The 20,244-nt window shown below is 69.9% G+C and carries 17 protein-coding genes; 7 read left to right on the top strand and 10 right to left on the bottom strand.

The annotated features are described in order from the left end of the window. Positions 1-22 precede the first annotated feature (22 nt). The 3 genes from MMF94_RS29940 to MMF94_RS29930 are packed head-to-tail and all read left to right on the top strand — an operon-like array spanning position 23 to position 5,517. Positions 23-1,015, top strand: coding sequence for a polyphosphate kinase 2 family protein (locus tag MMF94_RS29940; protein WP_241040645.1), 993 nt, complete (start codon positions 23-25; stop codon positions 1,013-1,015). Beyond that, positions 1,012-3,759, top strand: a complete 2,748-nt coding sequence (locus MMF94_RS29935; protein ID WP_241040644.1) for a cation-translocating P-type ATPase — start codon at positions 1,012-1,014, stop codon at positions 3,757-3,759. Before MMF94_RS29940 ends, MMF94_RS29935 begins: the two co-directional genes overlap by 4 nt. Positions 3,760-3,777: 18 nt before the next feature. Then, positions 3,778-5,517: a SulP family inorganic anion transporter gene (locus tag MMF94_RS29930; protein ID WP_241040642.1), complete on the top strand. Its 1,740-nt coding sequence runs from the start codon at positions 3,778-3,780 to the stop codon at positions 5,515-5,517. Positions 5,518-5,533: 16 nt separating this feature from the next. On the opposite strand, the gene MMF94_RS29925 is transcribed toward MMF94_RS29930, so the two are convergent. Then, entirely contained in the window at positions 5,534-5,992 is a 459-nt protein-coding gene (locus MMF94_RS29925; protein ID WP_241040849.1) for an Lrp/AsnC family transcriptional regulator, read from the bottom strand. 104 nt (positions 5,993-6,096) lie between these two features. On the opposite strand from MMF94_RS29925, the gene MMF94_RS29920 reads away from it, so the two are divergent. Continuing rightward, positions 6,097-6,585 (top strand): DUF2000 domain-containing protein, encoded by a 489-nt coding sequence (locus tag MMF94_RS29920; RefSeq protein WP_241040640.1) that lies wholly within the window; start codon positions 6,097-6,099, stop codon positions 6,583-6,585. A gap of 16 nt (positions 6,586-6,601) precedes the next feature. Here MMF94_RS29920 and MMF94_RS29915 read toward each other — a convergent pair whose 3' ends face one another. From MMF94_RS29915 to MMF94_RS29880, 8 genes are all read right to left on the bottom strand, one after another. Next, positions 6,602-8,044, bottom strand: coding sequence for a DUF2252 domain-containing protein (locus tag MMF94_RS29915; protein ID WP_241040639.1), 1,443 nt, complete (start codon positions 8,042-8,044; stop codon positions 6,602-6,604). A 188-nt stretch (positions 8,045-8,232) separates the two neighbouring features. Then, entirely contained in the window at positions 8,233-8,883 is a 651-nt protein-coding gene (locus MMF94_RS43805) for an amphi-Trp domain-containing protein (RefSeq protein WP_420852452.1), read from the bottom strand. A 92-nt stretch (positions 8,884-8,975) separates the two neighbouring features. Then, entirely contained in the window at positions 8,976-9,641 is a 666-nt protein-coding gene (locus MMF94_RS29905; protein WP_241040634.1) for a GAP family protein, read from the bottom strand. A gap of 221 nt (positions 9,642-9,862) precedes the next feature. Continuing rightward, on the bottom strand, positions 9,863-11,047 hold the full coding sequence (locus MMF94_RS29900; RefSeq protein WP_338104380.1) for an AI-2E family transporter: 1,185 nt from the start codon (positions 11,045-11,047) through the stop codon (positions 9,863-9,865). 82 nt (positions 11,048-11,129) lie between these two features. Continuing rightward, positions 11,130-12,359, bottom strand: coding sequence for a cytochrome d ubiquinol oxidase subunit II (gene cydB, locus MMF94_RS29895; protein ID WP_241040633.1), 1,230 nt, complete (start codon positions 12,357-12,359; stop codon positions 11,130-11,132). Positions 12,360-12,371: 12 nt separating this feature from the next. Continuing rightward, positions 12,372-13,757, bottom strand: coding sequence for a cytochrome ubiquinol oxidase subunit I (locus tag MMF94_RS29890; protein ID WP_241040632.1), 1,386 nt, complete (start codon positions 13,755-13,757; stop codon positions 12,372-12,374). Between the two features lies 1 nt (position 13,758). After that, complete coding sequence (locus tag MMF94_RS29885) at positions 13,759-15,600, bottom strand: glycoside hydrolase family 15 protein (RefSeq protein WP_241040631.1); 1,842 nt, start codon at positions 15,598-15,600, stop codon at positions 13,759-13,761. Between the two features lie 137 nt (positions 15,601-15,737). Continuing rightward, on the bottom strand, positions 15,738-16,175 hold the full coding sequence (locus MMF94_RS29880) for a winged helix-turn-helix transcriptional regulator (RefSeq protein ID WP_241040629.1): 438 nt from the start codon (positions 16,173-16,175) through the stop codon (positions 15,738-15,740). A 105-nt stretch (positions 16,176-16,280) separates the two neighbouring features. Here MMF94_RS29880 and MMF94_RS29875 point away from each other — a divergent pair, with 105 nt between their 5' ends. Then, positions 16,281-17,006 (top strand): DsbA family oxidoreductase, encoded by a 726-nt coding sequence (locus MMF94_RS29875; protein WP_241040627.1) that lies wholly within the window; start codon positions 16,281-16,283, stop codon positions 17,004-17,006. A gap of 28 nt (positions 17,007-17,034) precedes the next feature. Next, entirely contained in the window at positions 17,035-18,135 is a 1,101-nt protein-coding gene (locus MMF94_RS29870; protein ID WP_241040626.1) for an alkene reductase, read from the top strand. A gap of 40 nt (positions 18,136-18,175) precedes the next feature. Here MMF94_RS29870 and MMF94_RS29865 read toward each other — a convergent pair whose 3' ends face one another. Next, positions 18,176-18,325, bottom strand: a complete 150-nt coding sequence (locus tag MMF94_RS29865) for a hypothetical protein (RefSeq protein ID WP_241040625.1) — start codon at positions 18,323-18,325, stop codon at positions 18,176-18,178. 309 nt (positions 18,326-18,634) lie between these two features. On the opposite strand from MMF94_RS29865, the gene MMF94_RS29860 reads away from it, so the two are divergent. Further along, positions 18,635-20,239: a GMC oxidoreductase gene (locus tag MMF94_RS29860; RefSeq protein WP_241040624.1), complete on the top strand. Its 1,605-nt coding sequence runs from the start codon at positions 18,635-18,637 to the stop codon at positions 20,237-20,239. Positions 20,240-20,244: the final 5 nt, after the last annotated feature.

Below are 20,244 nucleotides of genomic sequence, written 5' to 3'. Positions count from 1 at the left end.
TCAGCGGGAGGGGCTGGTTGGCATGACCGGCAAGCAGGCCAGGCGGATCGCGGAGTTCATCGAGCCGCTGCGGGTGCGGCCGGGAAGAAAGGTGAACCTGGCGAAGGACTTCGACCCGGCCTTCCGGCCGCTCGGACTCCGCCGGAAGAACTCCGCCGGGTTGCTCGACCGGGGGATCGCGCTCCTGGCGGACTACCAGCGGCGCCTCGCCGCCGAGAACACCCACGGCGTGCTCCTCTGCCTCCAGGCGCTCGACGCGGGCGGCAAGGACGGCACGATCCGGCACGTCATGAGCGGGGTGAACCCACAGGGCGTACATGTCGAGGGGTTCAAAGTGCCGTCGACCGAGGAGCTCGACCACGACTACCTGTGGCGCTACGCCTGCCGGTTGCCAGCGCGGGGCGACATCGGGATCTTCAACCGGTCGCACTACGAGGAGGTCCTCGTCGTCCGGGTGCATCCGCAGAACCTGGACCGCCAGAAGCTGCCGCAGTCGGCGAAGGGCGCGGATGTGTGGGAGCGGCGCTACCGGGAGATCAACGACTGGGAGCGCTACCTGAGCGACAACGGATTCTCCGTGGTGAAGCTGTTCCTGAACCTGTCGAAGGAGGAGCAGCGGACCCGTTTCCTCAAGCGGATCGACGTGCCGGAGCGGAACTGGAAGTTCTCGGCCGCCGACGTGCACGAACGCGGGTACTGGGACGACTACCAGCGGGCCTTCTCGGAGATGCTGTCGGCGACCAGCACGCCGTGGGCGCCCTGGTACGTCGTGCCTGCCGACCGCAAGTGGCTGGCCCGGATCTGCGCGGCCGCGGTGCTCGCCCACACCCTGATCGGGATCGATCCGCAGTATCCGACGGTCAGCGACGAGGTCCGGCGGGACCTCGCCGAGGCCCGCAAGGAGCTCGAGGCGGAGGCCCCGCACGGCGCCGCGCGCGATCCCTACCTCGCAGAACACGAGGGCGCGTCACGTGACGGTAAGAGGGCCGAGAAACGAAAGAAGGTGCGGGCATGACCGGGCCGGTCCGGCCCGCTCCGGAGACCGGCAGCGCCGACCGGGACGAGTGGTACGCGCGGTCGCCGGACGCCGTGGCAGAGGCCGTCGGAGTCGACCCCGGGACCGGCCTGTCCTCGGCGACGGCAGCGGAGCGGTTGCACGCGAACGGCCCCAACGCGCTTCCCGAGGAACGCCGCAAGCCCGGCTGGCAACGGTTCCTCGAGCAGTACCGCAGCTACATGCAGATCATCCTGATCGCCGCGGCCGTCGTGTCCGCCGTGATCGCGGAATGGGGCACGGCCCTGCTCCTGCTCGTGCTGACCGTCCTGAACGCCGTGGTCGGGCTGCGCCAGGAGGGCAAGGCCGAGAGTGCGATGAACGCCCTGCGGTCGATGATGAAGGCCACGGCCAGGGTGCGGCGCGACGGAGACGCGGCGGAGATCCCGGCCGAACAGGTCGTCGTCGGGGACGTCGTGCTCATCGCCGCCGGGGACCAGGTGCCTGCGGACGGGCGCATCGTCGACGCCAGTGCGCTGCAGATCGACGAGTCGTCGCTCACCGGCGAGAGCACGCCCGCGGCCAAGGACGCACGCACCCTCGACGGCAGCAGGCTCGGCCCGGGCGACCAGACGAACATGGCGTTCATGAACACGCCGGTGACCCACGGCGGCGCCACGATGATCGTCACCGGGACCGGCTCCGCCACCGAGCTCGGCCGGATCTCGGCGATGCTCTCTGCCACGGCGAGGGAGAAGTCGCCGCTCACCAGGGAGCTCGACCGGCTGACCCTGTGGATCGCGGCGGCCGCCGGCATCACGATGGTCGTGATGTTCGTGCTGGGCCGCACCCGCGGTGAGGCCTGGGACGTGCTGTTCATCAGCGCCGTCGCGCTGGCGATCGCGGCCATCCCCGAGGCGCTGCCGACCGTGACCCAGATGATCCTCTCGCTCGGCGGCGTCGACCTCGCCAAGCGCAACGCGATCGTGAAGGAGCTGCCGTCCGTCGAGACGCTCGCGTTCACCTCAGCGATCAACTCGGACAAGACCGGGACGCTGACGATGAACCAGATGACGGCCGCGGAGGTGGTCACCCCGAGCGACCGCTACACCGTCTCGGGAACCGGCTACAACCTGGAGGGCAAGGTCCACCACGCCGCGGGGACGGCGCCGTCGATCGAGGCGGCCGTTCTGCCCTACCTCGTCGCGAGCGATGCCCAGCTCGTGGACGGCCGGGTCGTGGGCGACCCGACGGAGGGGGCGCTGCTCGTGCTCGCCCACAAGGCCGGGCTCGACATCGACGCCACGCGCGAGGCGCTGCCCCGCCTCGCCACCCTGCCGTTCGACCCGACCTACAAGCTGATGGCCACGTTCACCTCAGCTACCGATGCCACGGGACGCCCGGTGGTGCGGTGCTTCGTGAAGGGGGCCGCACCTGCCGTGATGGCCCGGGCGGCGACCGCGCTGTGCGCAGGCGGGAGCATCCCGTGGGATGCCGGGCTCAAGGACCGGATGAACGTCCACATGAACCGCATGGAGCAGGACGGCAGGCGGGTGATGGCGGCGGCCGTGCGCGACGTCGACCCGGCCGGGTTCGACCCGAACGGCGACCTGCTCGCGTGCGTCCGGGATCTCGAGCTGACGAGCCTGGTCGGCATGGTCGACCCGCCCCGGGACGAGTCGAAGGGGGCCGTGGCCAGCGCGCAGGCCGCCAACATCCGGGTCCGGATGGTCACCGGCGACGACGTCACCACCGGTGCGGCCATCGCCGGGCAGCTCGGGATTCCCGGTGAGGCCGTCCTCGGCGCCGACTTCGCCGCGCTGCCCGAGCACGTGCGGCTCGCCCGCATCGACGAGATCGGTGTGGTCGGGCGGGTCGCCCCGGAGCACAAGGTGCTCCTCGTCGACACCTTGAAGAAGAAGGGCGACGTCGTCGCGATGACCGGCGACGGTGTCAACGACGCGCCCGCGATCAAGGCGGCGGACATCGGCATCGCCATGGGCACCGGCACCGAGGTGGCGAAAAACGCCGGGCGGATGATCCTGTCCGACGACAACTTCGCGACGATCGTCTTCGCGGTGGAACAAGGCCGCAAGATCTACGACAACCTGACGAAGTACATCCGGTTCGTGCTGATCCTGCTGGTCGTGTTCGTCCTCACCTTCCTCGGGGCCAGCCTGCTGAACATCGCCGCAGGCGAGCCGTTCACGCCCGCCCAGGTGCTCTGGATCCACTTCTTCGTCAACGCCGCGTTCGGGTTCGCGCTCGGCTTCGACCGGGAGACCCCCGGGCTCATGCGGATGCGACCGCGCCCACGCGGCCAGTCCGTGCTGACCCCGGGCCTGATGATCACGGTCGGGCTCACCGGATTGGCTATCGCGGTCGGGCTGCTGGGACTGATCGTCGCCGGCACGACGCGCTTCGGTGACCTCGAGATCGGCCGATCGATCGCCTTCACGTCCTTCGCGCTCTGCCTGATCGTCGCGGCCCTGGAGTGCCGCAGCGAGACGGAGACCGTGCTGACCACGTCCACGTTCGACAGCAAACAGATGAACTGGGCGATCTTCGGCGAGTTCGCGCTTGCGGTGCTCGTCACGCAGATGGACGGGTTCCAGCGGCTACTGGGCACCGTCGACATCAACTTCCAGCAGTTCCTGTGGGCCCTGGTTCCTCCGGTAGGGCTGCTGATCCTGTGGGAGGCCGGGAAGTTCGTCGCGCGGCGACTCGAGCGACAGACGGCGACACCACAACCGGCCGTGACCTGACCGGCTGCCGTGCAGCCGGTGACGAGTCGCAGGATGGCCGGCAGGCTCGGGTCGACGTTCGCCCCGGGGCTCGCGACGCTGTTCTCCTACGAGGCGCGCTGGCTGCCGAAGGACGTGGTGGCAGGCCTGGTCCTGACCGCTCTCCTGGTTCCCCAGGGAATGGCCTACGCGGAACTCGCCGGCCTGCCCGCGATCACCGGTCTGTACACGTCGATCCTGTGCCTTCTCGGATATGCGCTGTTCGGACCGTCGCGGATTCTGGTGCTGGGGCCCGACTCCGCGCTCGGCCCCATGATCGCGGCCACGGTGCTGCCCCTGGTCGGAGCGAACGGGGACCCGGCACGCGCGGTCGCGCTCGCCTCTGCGCTCGCGCTCATGACCGGGACCATCACGGTGCTCGCGGGAATCGGGAAGCTCGGGTTCGTCGCGGACCTGATCTCGAAGCCCACGATGATCGGCTACATGAACGGCCTGGCCCTGACGATCCTGGTCGGCCAGCTTCCCAAGATCTTCGGATTCTCGGTGGACGCCGAGAGTTTCCTCGGGGAGATCGCGGCATTCGTGGGCGGTGTGTCGGGTGGTGAGATGGTGCCGGCCGCCCTGGCGATCGGCGCAGGCGGGCTGATCCTGATCCTGGTACTGCAGCGCGTGGCTCCGCGGATCCCCGGTGTACTGGTCGTGGTGGTGCTGTCGATCACCGCGGCAGGAGTGTTCGGGCTGGCCGCACGCGGAGTGGCACTCGTGGGCGTGCTCCCCCAGGGCTTCCCGCCACTCACGGTGCCGCACGTCGCGCTTTCCGACATCGCACTGCTCGTGGGTGGCGCCTTCGGGATCGCGCTCGTGTCGCTCGCCGACACGATCTCGACCTCCACCGCGTTCGCTGCCCGTGCCGGCCGGACGGTCGACGGGAACCGGGAGATGACCGGGATCGGGGTCGCCAACATCGCCGCCGGGCTGTTCCAGGGGTTCCCGGTGAGCACCAGCGGGTCACGCACGGCGGTGGCGGAACAGGCGGGCGCCAAGACACAGGTCACCGGGTTGGTCGGGGCGGGCGCGATCACGCTGATCCTGCTGCTCGCTCCCGGACTGCTCCGCAACCTGCCCCAGCCGACGCTCGCTGCCGTGGTGATCGCCGCGTCCCTCTCGCTCTCCGACATCCCGGGCACGCTCCGCCTCTTCCGTCTCCGGCGAACCGAGTTCTACCTGTCGATCGCGGCCTTCGCCGGCGTCGTGGCATTCGGTGTGCTCCTCGGCATCCTGGTGGCCGTCGCCCTCTCGATCGGCAACGTGTTCCGCCGAGCATGGTGGCCCTACCAGGCGACCCTCGGCCGCGTTCCGGGAATCGCGGGATACCACGACATCAGTAGCTATCCGCATGCCGAGCAACTCACGGGATGCCGCATCTTCCGCTTCGACGCTCCGGTCTTCTTCGCGAACGCACGCACGTTCCGCGAGCAGCTGACCGGGATCGCCCGGTCGGACCCACATCCGAAATGGATCATCGTCGCCGCGGAGCCGATCACCGACGTCGACGTCACCGCCGCCGACATGCTTCGCGACCTCGACGGCACACTCGACGCCGGCGGCACCACCCTCGTCTTCGCCGAGATGAAGGATCCGGTCCGGCGCAAGCTCGACCGCTACGGGCTCATCCCGGCGATCGGGCCGTCGCACTTCTTCCCGACGCTCGACGACGCGGTCGAGGCGTTCCGGAGAGACACGGGGGCGGAGTGGGTGAGCCCACCACAGGGAAGCTGACCGTGCGACCGGCGACTCAGCCGGTCACCGGTGTGACCGTGGTGTTGCGCAGGTGCTCGTAGACCACACTCGTGCGCACGTCGGCGACCTCCGGCCGCTCGGTGAGCCGGTCGATCACGAAGGCGTAGAGGTTCTCGTTGTCCGCGACGGCCACGTGGATGAGGAAGTCCTCGCCGCCGGTGACCACGAAGACGCCGATCGTCTCGGGAAGAGTGCTCACCCAGTTGCGGAAAGCGTCGATGTTGCGGCGCGAGGGCGGCCGGATCCGCACCGCGATCAGGGCCTGCACCGGCCGGCCGATCTTGCCGAGATCGACATCGAGGATGGCGCCCCGGATCACGCCGCGCTCGCGCAGTGCTCGCGTCCGGTCCAGCGCCGTGGTCGGCGAGACCCCGACTGCCGCGGCGATGTCGCGGTTCGTGCGCCGTGCATCTGCCTGCAGCTCCGCAAGTATCGCCTTATCAAGTTCGTCCAGATGCGCCACCACGAGCCCCTCGCCGGATTAAGTACGGATTCATTGCCCCTCTGCCGCATGTGTTCATAGCATCGAGTGAGTTTCTCGTATATATGGAGGTCACCGTGGGAGCTGAGCCCGCGCCTGCTCGTCACCGGATCGGGTACGCGCCCGACGAGGTCGTCACCAGCGAGCCGACGCGCTCGACCCGGTTGAAGTGGGTGGTCGTGGTCGACGAGACGCTCTCGGCCGGGCGGGCGGCCAACGCCGTCGCCTGTGTCGCCGCCACCACCGGCGCCGCCGTGGAGGGGCTGATCGCACACGGCGGGCCGGACGCGTCCGGCGACGAGCACCCCGGCCTGCCCTGGGCGGGCTGCACGGTCCTGGCCGCGACGCCGGACGCGCTGGCCGCCACCCGCGCCGCAGCGGCCTCCGCCGAGGGAGTGCTCGTGGTGGACATGCCCGAGGCGGCGCAGTCGCACCGTGTCTACGACGACTACCTCTCCGAGCTCGCCGAGACCGAGCCGGAGAAGCTCGCGTGCAGCGCCGTCAGCATCATCGGCCCACGCAACCGGGTCAGCAAGCTGGTCAGGAGGCTCGCGCTACTCGCCTGACCACGTTCCCGGACACTCACACCCCGGCCACGGCATCGATCCGGCCGGAGCCGATCGCCTCCACCAGCGCCGCGTGGTCGAGCTCGTTCTGATCGGCGTACGCGCGGGCGAACTCCGCGATGGCACGCTCGAACGTGGTGCCGGCGCCGAGGTAGGAAGCGATCGCGACGCGGTCGCCGGTGCGGGCGTGCGCCCTGGCCAGCGTCCACCCGCAGAGCTCGCCGTAGGCGAGCATCCCCTTCGGCACCATCACCTCGACGTCGGCCGAGCCCTTCCAGTCCCGCAGCTGGCGCACGTAGAAGCTCCGGCTCTGCCCGTCGAACCCCTGCACGCGCACCCAGCCGAGGAAGATGTCGCCGACCGCCTGCATGAGACGCTGCCCGACGACCACCCGACGGCCGGGGTCGTACTCGCTCGCCCCGACGAACTCCTCCAGCACCGACGGGCCCGCCTCCTTCGCCTGCAGGAACAGCGGGTCGCGGTCGTCGTCCCCGAGCAGGAGCGCGATGAACGCGCGGGTACCCACGCTGCCCACCCCGACGACCTTGCGGGCGAAGTCCACCAGCCGGTACTGGTCCAGCAGCGCGCGCCGCTCGGGTTCCAGGCACTCCCCGTAGTCCATCAGCATCGCCTGCAGCTGGCTCAACAGCTGATCCGGATCCGTCCCGGCGCCTGCGAGGTCGGCGACGGGCACGACCAGCGGCGGGTCGGCGAGGATCGCGGCCTGGCCGTCCTTCACCCCGGCGTAGCGGGTGAGCGCTCCGAGGTTGTCCCGCGTCCGCGCCTTCGCCATGCTGCGGGCGAGGCGCTTGCGCCGTTCGCGGTCGAGATGCTCATCGACGCGGGCCTGCACGCTGTCCATGTCGGCGTGGGCGTACCAGACCTCCAGCGTGGTCATGTCCGCGAACTCGCGCATCGCCCGCCGATACGCGGCCACCGTGGCGGTCACGATCTCCCGGCGCGTCTTCGGCGGGTAGCCGTTGTCACGGCCGGCGATCTCGATGCTCGTCGCGAGCCGTTTGACGTCCCACTCCCACGGCCCGGGCAGGGTCTCGTCGAAGTCGTTGACGTCGAAGACGAGGCGTCGCTCCGGGGAGGCGAACACACCGAAGTTCGTCATGTGGGCGTCGCCGCAGCACTGGACGACGAGCCCGGTGCTCTGCGTGCCGGCGAGGTCGCTCGCCATCGGCAGTGCGGCCCCGCGGAAGTACGCGAACGGGGACGCGGCCATCCGTCCGTACCGGATCGGGAGCAGCTCCTGCACACGCTGCTGTGCCTGCTTCTCCAGCAGGCCGAGCGGGTCGGGGCGGTCGGGGGCAGGAGTGAACTCCGCCTGGCCTGCCCGCGGGACGGCCCGGCGGGCGGATCGGCCCCGATCCATCCGCTCTTCCCGCGTCGGGCGGGTCGTTCCCTCCGCGTCGGTGACCTTGCGGGCTCGTGCGCTGGTCGCCTGACCCATCGCCGGGTCCTCCTCGGTCGAGCGCTGGGCACCCCCGTTCGCCCTGCGGCTTCGGGGGCGGGCGCTTCCACACCGGACGCGCGGGTCCCACGGTGGGCCACGAACCGGTCAGCGGCATCGTCCGCACCGGGTGAGGGCCGCGGTGCTGCGTGCGAGGTTCAGGCAGGCACCGCTCGGACCAGGCCGACTCAGCGGCGGGATCGAGCCGTAGCGACGTTATTCGTGCTGCGTGCCCGGGACGACCCGGACGAGCCGCGGGCGGGCTTCGTGGGTGTCGCCGACTCCGTCACAGGCTTCGCCGCCGCAGCAGGCTTGACCGCAGCCGCCGCAGGCTTCCTGCCGGGCGCAGGCCTCGCCGAGGCCGTCGCAGGCTTTGCCGCTGCGGGAGGCTTCGCCGCAGCCGCCGCAGGCTTCCTGGCCGGTGCGCGCTTCGCCGCCGCACGCTTGCCAGCCGCCGAAGACCGAGCCGCAGCCGCCGCAGGCTTCCTGGCGGGCGCGCGCTTCGCCGCCGCACGCTTGGCAGCCGCCGAAGACCGAGCCGGGGTCGCTGCCGGCTTGGCCGCCGCCGCAGACTTGGCCGGGGTCGCTGCAGGCTTGGCAGCCGACGCCGGTTTCGCCCTCGACCACGTGAGTTCGATCTCCAGCTCCACCTCATCGCCATCGACCTCCACCTCGACCTCGTAGCTGACCTGATCGGGGACATGCATCTTGAGAGCGCTCGCACCCAGCTCGACCTCGACGCCTGCGCCCTCGGAGAGCGCGGCGGCGAGCGCCGAGAGCCTGCTGGCTGCCTGCCGGCGGCTGAGGGTCTCGGTGCGGCTGACTTCGACGTCCGACATCGGGTGCTCCGTTCCGCGTGCGAGGGCTTCCGGACCCCGCAGTGTCGGCCGGGCGGCGCCCGGCGGCATCGCCTGCGACGGATGGTCGAGCGTCAGTTGGGGGGATACACCAGGCCGAGCACCCCGATGACGAGCAGGTAGCCGCCCAGCCCGACGAGGAACACGATGGTGATGACACGTTGGTGGCGCCGGATCCAGGTACCGACCTCCGCGAGGCTCTGTTTCGCCAGCTCCGGGTGGTAATGCGCAAGCACCAGCGCCGCGATCGGAAGGCTGAACCAGATGGCGTTGTAGAGCACCACCTGCACCACCGCGTCCACCGTTCCGGTGGCATCGCCCACGATCGCGTTCAGCGCCGCCAGGTACACCAGCCCGGGCAGATGGGTCACCACGCCCGCCGCCGCGGCGGCTGTAGGCGACAGGTGCTGCAGACGCTTGCGCATCCACTCCGAGCCCGGCCTGCTACCGGACCGGGGCCGGGGCAGCCACCCGAACGCGGCGGCTCCGGCGTAGGCGAGTGCCAGCGCACCCAGTGCGGTGTCGATGAGGGGACGCCCGCCCGCATCCGTCGCCGGGCCGAGCCCCTGGGCGAGGAGGACCACCGCCGTGCCGACGGCCAGGCTGAAGGCGAGGCCTGCGGCGATGTAGGACACGAGCAGGCGCCGCGGGTGCGCCGTCGAGAGCATCGCGACCACGGCGGCCGCGCTCATCGGACGGACCACAGTGGTCAGGGCGAGGACGAGCGCCTCCGTGCTCACGCCGCCCTCCTCGCTGACGCTCGCCGGTCACGTTCGCAAAGCTGCTGTGTCCGATGGCTCGCTCGCAAGCTCGCTCACGCCGCCCTCCTCGCTGACGCTCGCCGGTCACGTTCGCAAAGCTGCTGTGTCCGATCGCTCGCTCGCAAGCTCGCTCACGCCGCCCCAACGGGTGTCAGGACCTCAAGCTCCCATCACTCTGCCGCCGCTCCGATCGCACGAGGTCAGGTCGGCGCGGGCGGCGCGGGTGGCAGGTCCGGCGCGGGCTGGCGTCGTTCACGTCGCCGCTCGCGGCGCGACTTCTTCGGGGGTGCCTGCGGGTCCGGTTCCGTCGGGCTGTCGCGCAGCAGCACGGCGGCCCACTTGGCCTGCGGATCGATGTCCACCAGCAGCGCCTTCGCCAGGAGGGTCAGCGGGATCGCCAGGATCGCGCCGAGCGGGCCCAGCAGCCACGCCCAGAAGAACAGCACCAGGAACGTCACCGTGACCGACAGCCCGACGGCGTCCCCGATGAATCGCGGCTGGATGATCGACTGAACCACGAAGTTGATCACGCAGTAGAGGACGATGACGATCACCATCAGCTTCGGGCCGCCGGTCAGCAGCGCCAGGAGCGCAGGCGGAATCACGCCGAGCACGAACCCGATGTTCGGGATGTAGTTGGTGATGAACGACAGCAGGCCCCAGGTGAACGCGAGCGGGATGCCCAGCAGCGCGAGCGCGATCGTGTCGAGGACCGCGACGATGAGCCCGAAGACGGTGGTGACCAGCAGATACTGGCGGGTGCCCCACGCGAAGTGCTCCAGTGCCGCGGTGATCCGCGGGCGGTCCGCCTCGATCTGGGCGAGCCGCTGGCCGTACCCGCCGGACTCGACGCTGAGGAACAGCAGCAGCGCCAGCAGGAACACCAGGTTCGTCGCCAGTCCGGCCACGCTTCCCAGCAGCGCCGTGAGCACTCCCGCGAGGTTGCTGATGTTCAGCGAGCTCGCCGCCTTGTGGAGCTGCTCCGGGCCCACACCCCACCTGGCCAGCTCGGCGGTGGCCGAGGCCACCAGGCCGTCGAACTTGTCGGCGTACTGCGGCACCTCCGTGGCCAGCCGGGCCACCGAGATGATGATCCCGAGGGCGAGCACGACCAGGATCCCGTAGACGAGCAGGATCACCACGACAGTCGTCGCCCATCCCGGCCAACCGTGGCGTTTGAGCCAGCCCTGCACCGGCGCCACCGCGATCACGATGATGAGCGCCATGAACGCCGGCCCGATCAGCCAGGCGACGGCCTGCACCCCCGCGGCGACGATGACCGCGGCGGCGATGCCGAGCAGGATGACGAGAGCGCGGGGGAACATACTCCGTTGCCCGCCCTCCTCGCTCGGGGGAGGCGCGTTCGGGACGACGGGCGTGGCCACCGCGAAACGGTAGGACCGGCGTCTGTCCGCCTACGTCACCCGCGACGGGCGAAACCGGGTGCCGATGGTGTCCTCCGCTCCCCTACCGCTGGGCCGCAGGCCGCGGCCTCGGAGTGCGGCCCGCACCGGAGCGGCCACCACGCCCCCTGAACAGGGCGACAGCCAGCGCCGCCGCCCACGACAGCACCCACGCGGCGAACCGGAAGCCGCGACGGTAGGAGTTCTCGGGCTCGCCCGGGGGCAGGTCCTGGCCGTTGCGGCCACCGTCACGCTCGGCGCCCACGACGGCCGGCGCAGCGGGCGGCGGACCGTGCCCGCCACCGTCCTCCGGCAGGTCCGCCCGGGTCACGCGGTTGCGGAACACGTGGAGCGTCCAGCCCTGGTAGATCAGAATGATCGGCAACAACACGACGAGTACGACGGTCATCACGCCCAGCGCGTAGGGTCCCGATGCCGTACCGGCCACCGTCAGGTCGTTCGCGGCGCCGAGGCTCGACACCATCACGCGGGGGTAGAGCTCCGAGAAGAGCGACACCACCACACCCACCGTCGTGGCACACGTCGCGACGAACGCGGCGACCTCCCGCTCCACGTGCACCAGCAGCGCGGCGGCGATCACGACGATCGCGGTGGCGAGCTCGATCACCGAGAGCAGCGCGCCCCCCGAGTCGAAGCGGGTCAGCGCGACCCAGGCGATGACGACCAGCGCCACGACGGGTCCGAGGACCTTCGCGATGCCCAGCGCCCGCATGCGGATGTCCTCCGTGGTGCGCATGGCGAGGAACACGGCGCCGTGCAGCAGGCTGACCAGCGTGATCGTCACACCGGTCAGCACGGCGTAGGGCCGGAACAGGTCACCGAACCCTCCGACGAACTCCTCTTGTGCGTCGATCGGGATCCCGCCCAGGAAGCCGCCGAGCATGATCCCGAGGCCGAGCGGCGCGACCAGGCTCCCGACGGCCAGCGCGCCGGACCACAGATTCCGGCTCCGATCGGACGTCGTGTGCGACCGGAACTCGAAGGACACCCCACGCAGGATCAGCGCCACCAGCACGATGAGGATCACCGGGTAGAAGGCCGAGAGCGCCGTCGCGTACCAGGAGGGGAACGCGGCGAAGGTCGCGGCGATGGCGACGATCAGCCAGACCTCGTTGCCGTCCCACACCGGACCGATCGTCCGGATGGCCAGCGACCGGCCCTCCTCGTCGCGGCCCACCACACGGTGCAGCATCCCGACGCCGAAGTCGAAGCCCTCCAGCAGCAGGAAGCCCATCCAGACCACGACCAGGACGATGAACCAGAAGATCTCCATCGGGCCTCCCGCTCAGTAGCTCGGCGCGTGGACCGGCTGCTCAGCCTCGTCCGGAGCCTCCTCGGGCTCGAGCTCCCGAGCGGCGTAGCGCGCCATCAGCGTCCAGTCCACGACGGCGAGCACGCCGTACAGCACGACGAAGACCACGAGGCTCACGACGATCGTGCCCGCGCTCACCGACGGCGACGCGGCGTCGCGGGTGAGCTGCAACCCCTGCACGATCCAGGGCTGGCGGCCGTTCTCGGTGAGCACCCAGCCCGCGGTGTTGACGATGAACGGCAGCGGGAGACTCCACAACGCCACCCGCAGGAACCACGGCGAGGACTCCAGCCGCTTCCATCGCCACAGGCCCCACAGCGATATCAGGAGGATGAGGCTCGCGAGGTAGGCCATCACCCGCATCGCCCAGTACTGGATGAAGACGTTGGGGATGTAGTAGCCCGGCCCGTACTGTTGCTCGTACTGGGCCTGCAGCTCGTTCATGCCCACCACCTTCCCGTCCCACGAGTTCGTGGCGAGCAGGGACAGGAGATGCGGGATCGCGATGATCTTGTCCGGGGTCTGGTCGTTGTTGCCGCCGCCGATCTGGAACATCGAGAACGAGCACGGCTGGCAGGTGTCCCACTGCGCCTCGGCCGCCGCGATCTTCATCGGCTGGAACTCGCCCTCGGTGACGCCGAGCTCGCTGCCGACCAGCAGGTTGATCATCGTGGCCGGCGCCAGCACCACCAGGGCGAGCTGCGCGGAGCGGCGGAAACCGGAGTCGTCGGGCCGGCGGCGCAGGTGCCACGCCGAGATCGCCAGCATGACGACGGCCGCGGTGATCAGCGACGCGAGCAGCACGTGCAGGTAGCTGCGCAGGAACACGGGGTTGGTCAGTACCGCCCCGATGTCGGTGAGCTGCGCACGTCCGGTGTCCGGGTTGATCGTGTAGCCGACCGGGTTCTGCATCCACGAGTTCGCCGCCATGATGAACGCGGCCGAGAGCACGCCTCCGAGCGCGACCATCCAGATCGTCGCGAGATGCACCCGGCGCGACAGCCGGTTCCAGCCGAAGAGCCACAGCCCGAGGAACGTCGACTCGAGGAAGAACGCGGCGAGCCCTTCCATCGCGAGCGGGGCACCGAACACGTCGCCCACGAACCGCGAGTAGCCCGACCAGTTCATCCCGAACTGGAACTCCTGCACGAGGCCGGTGACCACCCCGACCGCCACGTTGATCACGAGCAGGATGCCGAAGAACCTGGTCAGGCGGAGGTACTCCGACCGGTCGGTGCGGTACCACTGCGTCTGCAGGAGCGCGACGAGCAATGCCAACCCGATCGTGAGCGGCACGAACAGGAAGTGGTAGATCGACGTGCTCGCGAACTGCAGGCGCGCCAGGTCGACCGCGTCCACCTCAGTCCCCCATCAGTGCCGGACGGCCCCGGTCGAGCGCCTCGTCGAGCGTGATCGCGGCGTCGATCAGAGCGAGGTGGGTGAAGGCCTGGGGGAAGTTGCCGATCTGCTCGCCGGAGAGGGCGATCTCCTCGGAGAAGAGCCCCACGTGGTTGGCGTAGGTGAGCATCTTCTCGAACGCGAGCCGCGCGTCCTCCAGCCTGCCTGCCCGCGCGAGCGCGTCGACGAACATGAACGAGCAGAGCGAGAACGTGCCCTCCGAGCCCCGCAGTCCGTCGGGCGAGGCCTCCGGGTTGTACCGGTAGACGAGGCTGTCGGTGACCAGCTGGTCCTCCATCGCCCTGAGCGTGGAGGCCCACATCGGGTCGTACGGTGAGATGAACCCGACGCTGGACATCCGCAGCAACGAGGAGTCGAGCGTGTCGCTGCCGTAGTGCTGGACGAACGCCCGGCTCTCGGGGTTCCAGCCCTTCTCCATGATCTGCTCGTAGATCGCGTCACGTGCCTCGGTCCACCGCATGAGAGAGGCCGGACGCCCGTGCACGGCCGCCATCCGGATCCCCCGGTCGAACGCCACCCAGCTCATCAGCCGCCCGTAGGTGAAATCCTTGCGCCCGCCGCGCGTCTCCCAGATGCCCTCCTCCGGCTGGTCCCAGTGCTCCGTGAGCCAGTTCAGCAGTTCCCGCACCGCCAGCCAGCCGCGGTGCCCGACCTCGAGGCCGCGCTTGTCGGCGAAGAAGATGCTGTCGAGCGCCTCGCCGTAGATGTCGAGCTGGAGCTGGTCGGCCGCGCCGTTGCCGATCCGGACCGGGCGCGAGCCCCGGTAGCCCGACCAGTGGTCCAGCGACTCCTCCTTGAGGTCCGAGGACCCGTCGACCCGGTACATGATGTTGAGCGGGCCGCCCTCCCCACCCACCCGCTCGTCGGCACGGTCTCGCAGCCATTGGCTGAACTTCGCAGACTCCTCCAGGAACCCGAGCCGCAGCAGCGCGTAGACCGAGAACGACGCGTCCCGCACCCAGGTGTAGCGGTAGTCCCAGTTGCGCTCACCGCCGACCTGCTCCGGCAGCCCGGTCGTGGGCGCAGCCACCAGACCACCGCTCGGCGCGTAGGTCATGAGCTTGAGGGTGATCGCCGAGCGCTGGAGGATCTCCCGCCAGCGACCCGTGTAGGTGCTGCGGTGCAGCCAGGTGCGCCAGTACCGGACGGTCTCGTCGTGCATCTGCTGGAACTCCGCCACCCGGATCTCCCGCGGTGGGCCCTCCGCGGCCGACTCCAGCACCACACCCCGGACGTCACCGGCCTTCAGCGCGACCGAGACGTGCAGGTCGTTCTCGTCGATGCGGACCTGGGCCAGCAGCTCGTCGCCGGGCTCGCGCACGACGTGCAGGGTGAGCGTCTGCGTGTCGGTGCTGAAGACCACCCCGTTGCGCGTCATGTCCGTGCGGTGGGCCTTGCGGCCGTAGTCGAAGCGCGGCGCGATGTCGAAGTCGAAGGTCATCTCTCCGCGGACGCAACGCACCATCCGGATGAGCTTGTGGTTCGCGGTGGCAACGTTGCCTGCAGGGGGCATGAAGTCGACCACCTCGCCCATCCCGCTCGCGGTGGTGAACCGGGTGATGAGTACAGCGGTGTCCGGTAGGTACAGCTGCCGCGAGTCGTAGTCGGCGTGCGGCCGGATCCGGAAGTGGCCGCCCTTCTCGTCGTCGAGGAGGGCGCCGAACACGCTCGGCGAGTCGAAGCGCGGGCAGCAGAACCAGTCGACGGAACCGTCCGTGCTGACCAGCGCAGCAGTCTGGAGATCACCGATCAGGCCGTGGTCGGAGATCGCTGCCTCGGTCATGGTGGCCTCCTGCGTCGTGGAGCCGGCAGGCCAACCGTCGCGGTTGCCGGTGCACCGATGCATCACCCGATAAGGAGGAGACCGGAGCGCGTACACCGCCGCGGGACCCGCCGCAATCCGACGCGGGTCCGCGACGCTCAGGACGGGGAGGCCACGTCGGCGTCGAACGCCTGCTGGTGGCGACGGATCTCGCCGTGCCGGTCGGCCGACCACGCAGCCAGCGCCAGCACAGTGGACAGCAACGAGGTGCCCAGCTCCGTCAGGGCGTACTCGACGCGCGGCGGGACCTCGGGGTAGGCGGTTCGGGTGACGAGCCCGTTGCGCTGCAGCTGCTTCAGCGTGAGTGTCAGCATCCGCTGCGAGATGCCGGGGATCAGGTCGGCGAGGTCGGAGTAGCGGGTCGGGCCCCGCTCGAGGGAGCCGATGATCAACACGCTCCACTTGTCGCCGACCAGGTCGAGGATCTCCCGGATGAAGTCCGCGTCCTCGTCGTTCCAGTGCGCGCAGGGACCCGGCACCTCTCGCACGGCCCTCCGGACGCCGGTGCGTGCCGCTCGCACGGTCTTCCCGCTCACAGCCGCTCCCAGCTCGTCGCCGCCACGCACATGAATGTGCCTTTTGTAGGCCTCTCGAAACTAATAGAGGATGCGGCTACGCACAAATCGTAAGTAAGGAGCGAGATGAACATCGAATTCTGGTCGGACATCGTCTGCCCCTGGTGCGGGCTGATGGACCACCGGCTGCGACGGGCTGTGGACCGTTTCGAACACGGCGCGGACGTGCGGATCACTCACCGGTCGTTTCAGCTGCATCCCGATCTGCCACGGGAAGGGGTCACGCAACGTCGGCTGTTCGAGATGTTCGGTGTGGAACGCGCCGCTGGTGAACAGCTCGTGGGATCGATCGAGAAGCTCGCTGCAGCCGAAGGGCTTTCGCCCTACTACGCGCTGGATCGCACGCTCGGCCCCACCGACTTCGCTCACGAACTGCTTGCGTACGCAACCGAACAGGGCCGTGGCAACGAGATCTGGTCGGCGATGTTCCGGGTCCACTTCGGCCAGGCCCGGAAGCTGTGGACAGCCGAACAGGTGCTCGACTTCGCCGCGGAGGTGCACCTGGATCGCGACGGCGCGGCCGAGGCACTGCAGAGCAGGCGTTACCGCACGCAGGTGGCGGCCGACCAGCTCGCAGCCCGACGACTCGGTGCTCGCGGCACGCCCTTCATCGTCCTGGACGGCCGGTACGCCCTCTCCGGCGCCGTCGGAACCGACGAACTCCACTCGGCCATGGCCGCCGTCCGGCACGAGGGCCGTTCGACCGGCGTCACGCCGCTGCTGCCCGTGACCGAAGCCGACGGGATGTGCGCCCCGGACGGCTGCGCGACGTCCGCCGCCAGTGGCAACTGAGCCGGCGCGCCCACCAAGGAGCAGAGACATGTCCCTCGCATTCGAACCAACCACCCTCGGCCGCTACACCCTGCGCAACCGCGTGGTGATGGCGCCGATGACGCGCAACCGCGCATACGGGCCGGGGCGCGGCCCGACCCCGCTGATGGCGACCTACTACGCCCAGCGAGCCGGCGCCGGGCTCATCATCGCCGAAAGCGCTCAACCGTCACGGATCGGCCAGGCTCATCCGAACACGCCGGGCCTGCACTCCGGAGAACAGGTGGAGGCGTGGCACGCGGTGACCCGAGGTGTCCACGAGCAGGAGGGCCTGATCTTCGCGCAGCTGATGCACGCCGGCCGCGTCGGGCACCCCAGCTTGCACGAGGACAACCTCACCCCGGTCGGCCCGTCGCCGGTGAAGGCTGCCGGCACGACGTTCACCCCGGACGGTCCGCAGGAGTTCGTCACCCCGCGAGCGCTGGACGCAGCGGGCATCCGGGCAACGATCGAGGACTATGCGGCGGCGGCGCGCAACGCGATCGCAGCAGGCTTCGACGGCGTGGAGGTGCACGCGGGCTACGGCTTCCTGCCACACCAGTTCCTGTCGACGAATGCCAACCAGCGCGACGACGGGTGGGGCGGCACCGTTCAGGGGCGGATCCGGTTCACGGTGGAAGTGGCCACGGCGATTGCGGATGCGATCGACGCCGACCGGCTGGGAGTGCGAATCTCGCCGGTCAGCGGCTACCAGGACATCCTCGAGGACAACCACCGCGACACCTATCTCGCACTGCTCGATGCGCTCGGCCCGATCGGCCTGGCCTATCTGCACATCGCCGAGGGAACCGACACGGAGTTCACCGAACATCTGCGGGAACGCTGGAACGGAACGTTCATCCTCAATCCGTACACCCCGGGCGGATTCACCGGACCGGAGGCATTGAAGCTCATCGAGACCGGCGCGGCCGACCTGGTGTCCTTCGCCTCGCTGTTCCTGGCCAACCCGGACCTGCCGCGACGGCTGCAGCACGGCGGGCCGTTGAACACCCCCGACTTCAGCCTGGCCTACGGCGGCGACCACAGGGGCTACACCGACTACCCGACCCTGTCGCAGGCGACGCCTGACGACGACGGGCAGACCGGTTAGCCGAAACCAGCGGTCCCCGCCCGGCCCTCGAACCGACCGCTCAGTCCACCGATTCCGACCACACCTGCGACGGCCGCGCCGTGACGGTGACGGCGCCGCCGCAGTTCCAGCAGCTCGGCTCCGACTCGGGATCACGGCCCGCGACGTCGCAGGATCCGCAGTGCCAATGCGCGACGATTCGAGCTGTCACGACCGCCTCCCCTCTCGTTCTCGCGACGATGTCACGACCGAGCATCCGCGACGTCACCTCTCGCGAGGAGGGAGGCAGCACCCGGGCCGCCGGGGTGTACCCACCTCTGTGGTGGCGGGGGTGCCCCACCACCACGGCGTGCGGGAGCACGTCCCACGCAGGGCGGGGAGCCCAGTTCCCTGGGCCGGTGACGGCGCCTCCGGCTGCCGGATCCCGCTCACCTCACGCAGGTGATGTGCCGTCCCGCGACCCGTCGCACCGTGGGCGCGCCCGCGCCACTCGCCGGCGCGCCCACCACGAGGAGGCCCGGTGCCTGAGGATCCGCACTCCGACATCACGCGCCCCGACACCCACTACGACGTCATCGTCATCGGCACGGGTGCCGGCGGCGGCACGTTCGCGCATCGGCTGGCCCCGTCGGGAAAGCGGATCCTGATGCTCGAGCGCGGTGGCTACCTGCCGCGGGAGCGGGCCAACTGGGACTCGACCGAGGTGTTCGTGAAGGGCCGCTACCGGGCGCCGGAGTTCTGGCTGGACAGGAACGGCAACGAGTTCCCGCCCGAGGTGAACTACTACGTCGGGGGCAACACGAAGTTCTACGGGGCCGCACTGTTCCGGCTGCGCCCGCAGGACTTCGGCGAGCTGCGCCACTACGACGGCATCTCCCCCGCCTGGCCGATCGGGTACTCCGACCTGGAGCCGTACTACACCGAGGCCGAGCACCTCTACGACGTGCACGGCCGCCACGGCGAGGACCCGACCGGGGGCGACGCGACCTCGGACTACCCCTTCCCCCCGGTCATGCACGCGCCCCGGATCCAGCAGCTGGCCGACGATCTCGAGAAGCAGGGCCTGCACCCGTTCCACCTCCCGATCGGGGTGCGGCTGACCCAGGAGCCGAACGGCGCCGCCGCCCACGGCAGCACGTGCATCCGCTGCGACCGGGTAGACGGGTTCCCGTGCCTGGTCGACGGCAAGTCCGACGCCCAGGTCATCTGCGTCGACCCGGCGCTGCGCCACGAGAACGTCCAGCTCATCACGGGTGCCCACGTGACCACGCTGGAGACGGACCCGAGCGGCCGCACGGTCACCGCCGTGGTGACCGAGCTCGGCAACGGCGAGGTCGTCCGCTTCAGCGCCGACATCGTGGTGGTCTCCTGTGGCGCGGTGAACTCCGCGGCTCTCCTGCTGCGCTCCGCGAACGACCGGCACCCCGACGGACTCGCCAACGGCTCGGGCATGGTCGGGCGGCACTACATGCGCCACAACAACCTGGCGCTGATGGCCGTGTCGAAGGAACCGAACCCCACCCGGTTCCAGAAGACCCTCGCGCTGCACGACTGGTACCTCGGCTCCGACGACTTCGACCACCCGATGGGCGGCATCCAGATGCTCGGCAAGTCCGACGCCGAGCAGATCCGGGCCAACGCCCCGCACTGGGCCGGACGGGTCAGCCCGGAGATGCCCTTCGACGAGCTCGCCCGCCACGCCGTCGACTTCTGGCTCTGCGGCGAGGACCTCCCGCTGCCCGAGAACCGGGTGACCCTCGACCGCGACGGGCGCATCCGGCTCACCCTCGACGAGAACAACAACCTCGAAGGGCTCAAACGGCTGCGCAAGGAGCTCGAGTCACGGCTCTGCGACCTGGGGATGCACGAGAACCTGCTGCACCACAGCATCTACCTTCACAAGGGCATGCCGATCGGCGCGACGGCGCACCAGGCCGGCACGGTCAGGTTCGGCGTGGACCCGTTCGCCTCCGCGCTGGACGTGAACTGCCGGACGCACGAGGTCGACAACCTCTACGTCGTCGACACGAGCTTCTTCCCGAGCATCGGAGCCGTGAACCCGTCGCTGACGGCGATGGCGAACGCCCTGCGCGTCGGCGACCACGTGCTCGAACGCCTCGGCTGACCAGA

Origin of the sequence: Pseudonocardia alaniniphila (assembly GCF_022524485.1) — a bacterium.
GTDB lineage: Bacteria > Actinomycetota > Actinomycetes > Mycobacteriales > Pseudonocardiaceae > Pseudonocardia > Pseudonocardia alaniniphila.
The sequence above is the reverse complement of the archived record's forward strand: the minus strand, read 5'-3'. Positions and strand labels throughout refer to the sequence as shown.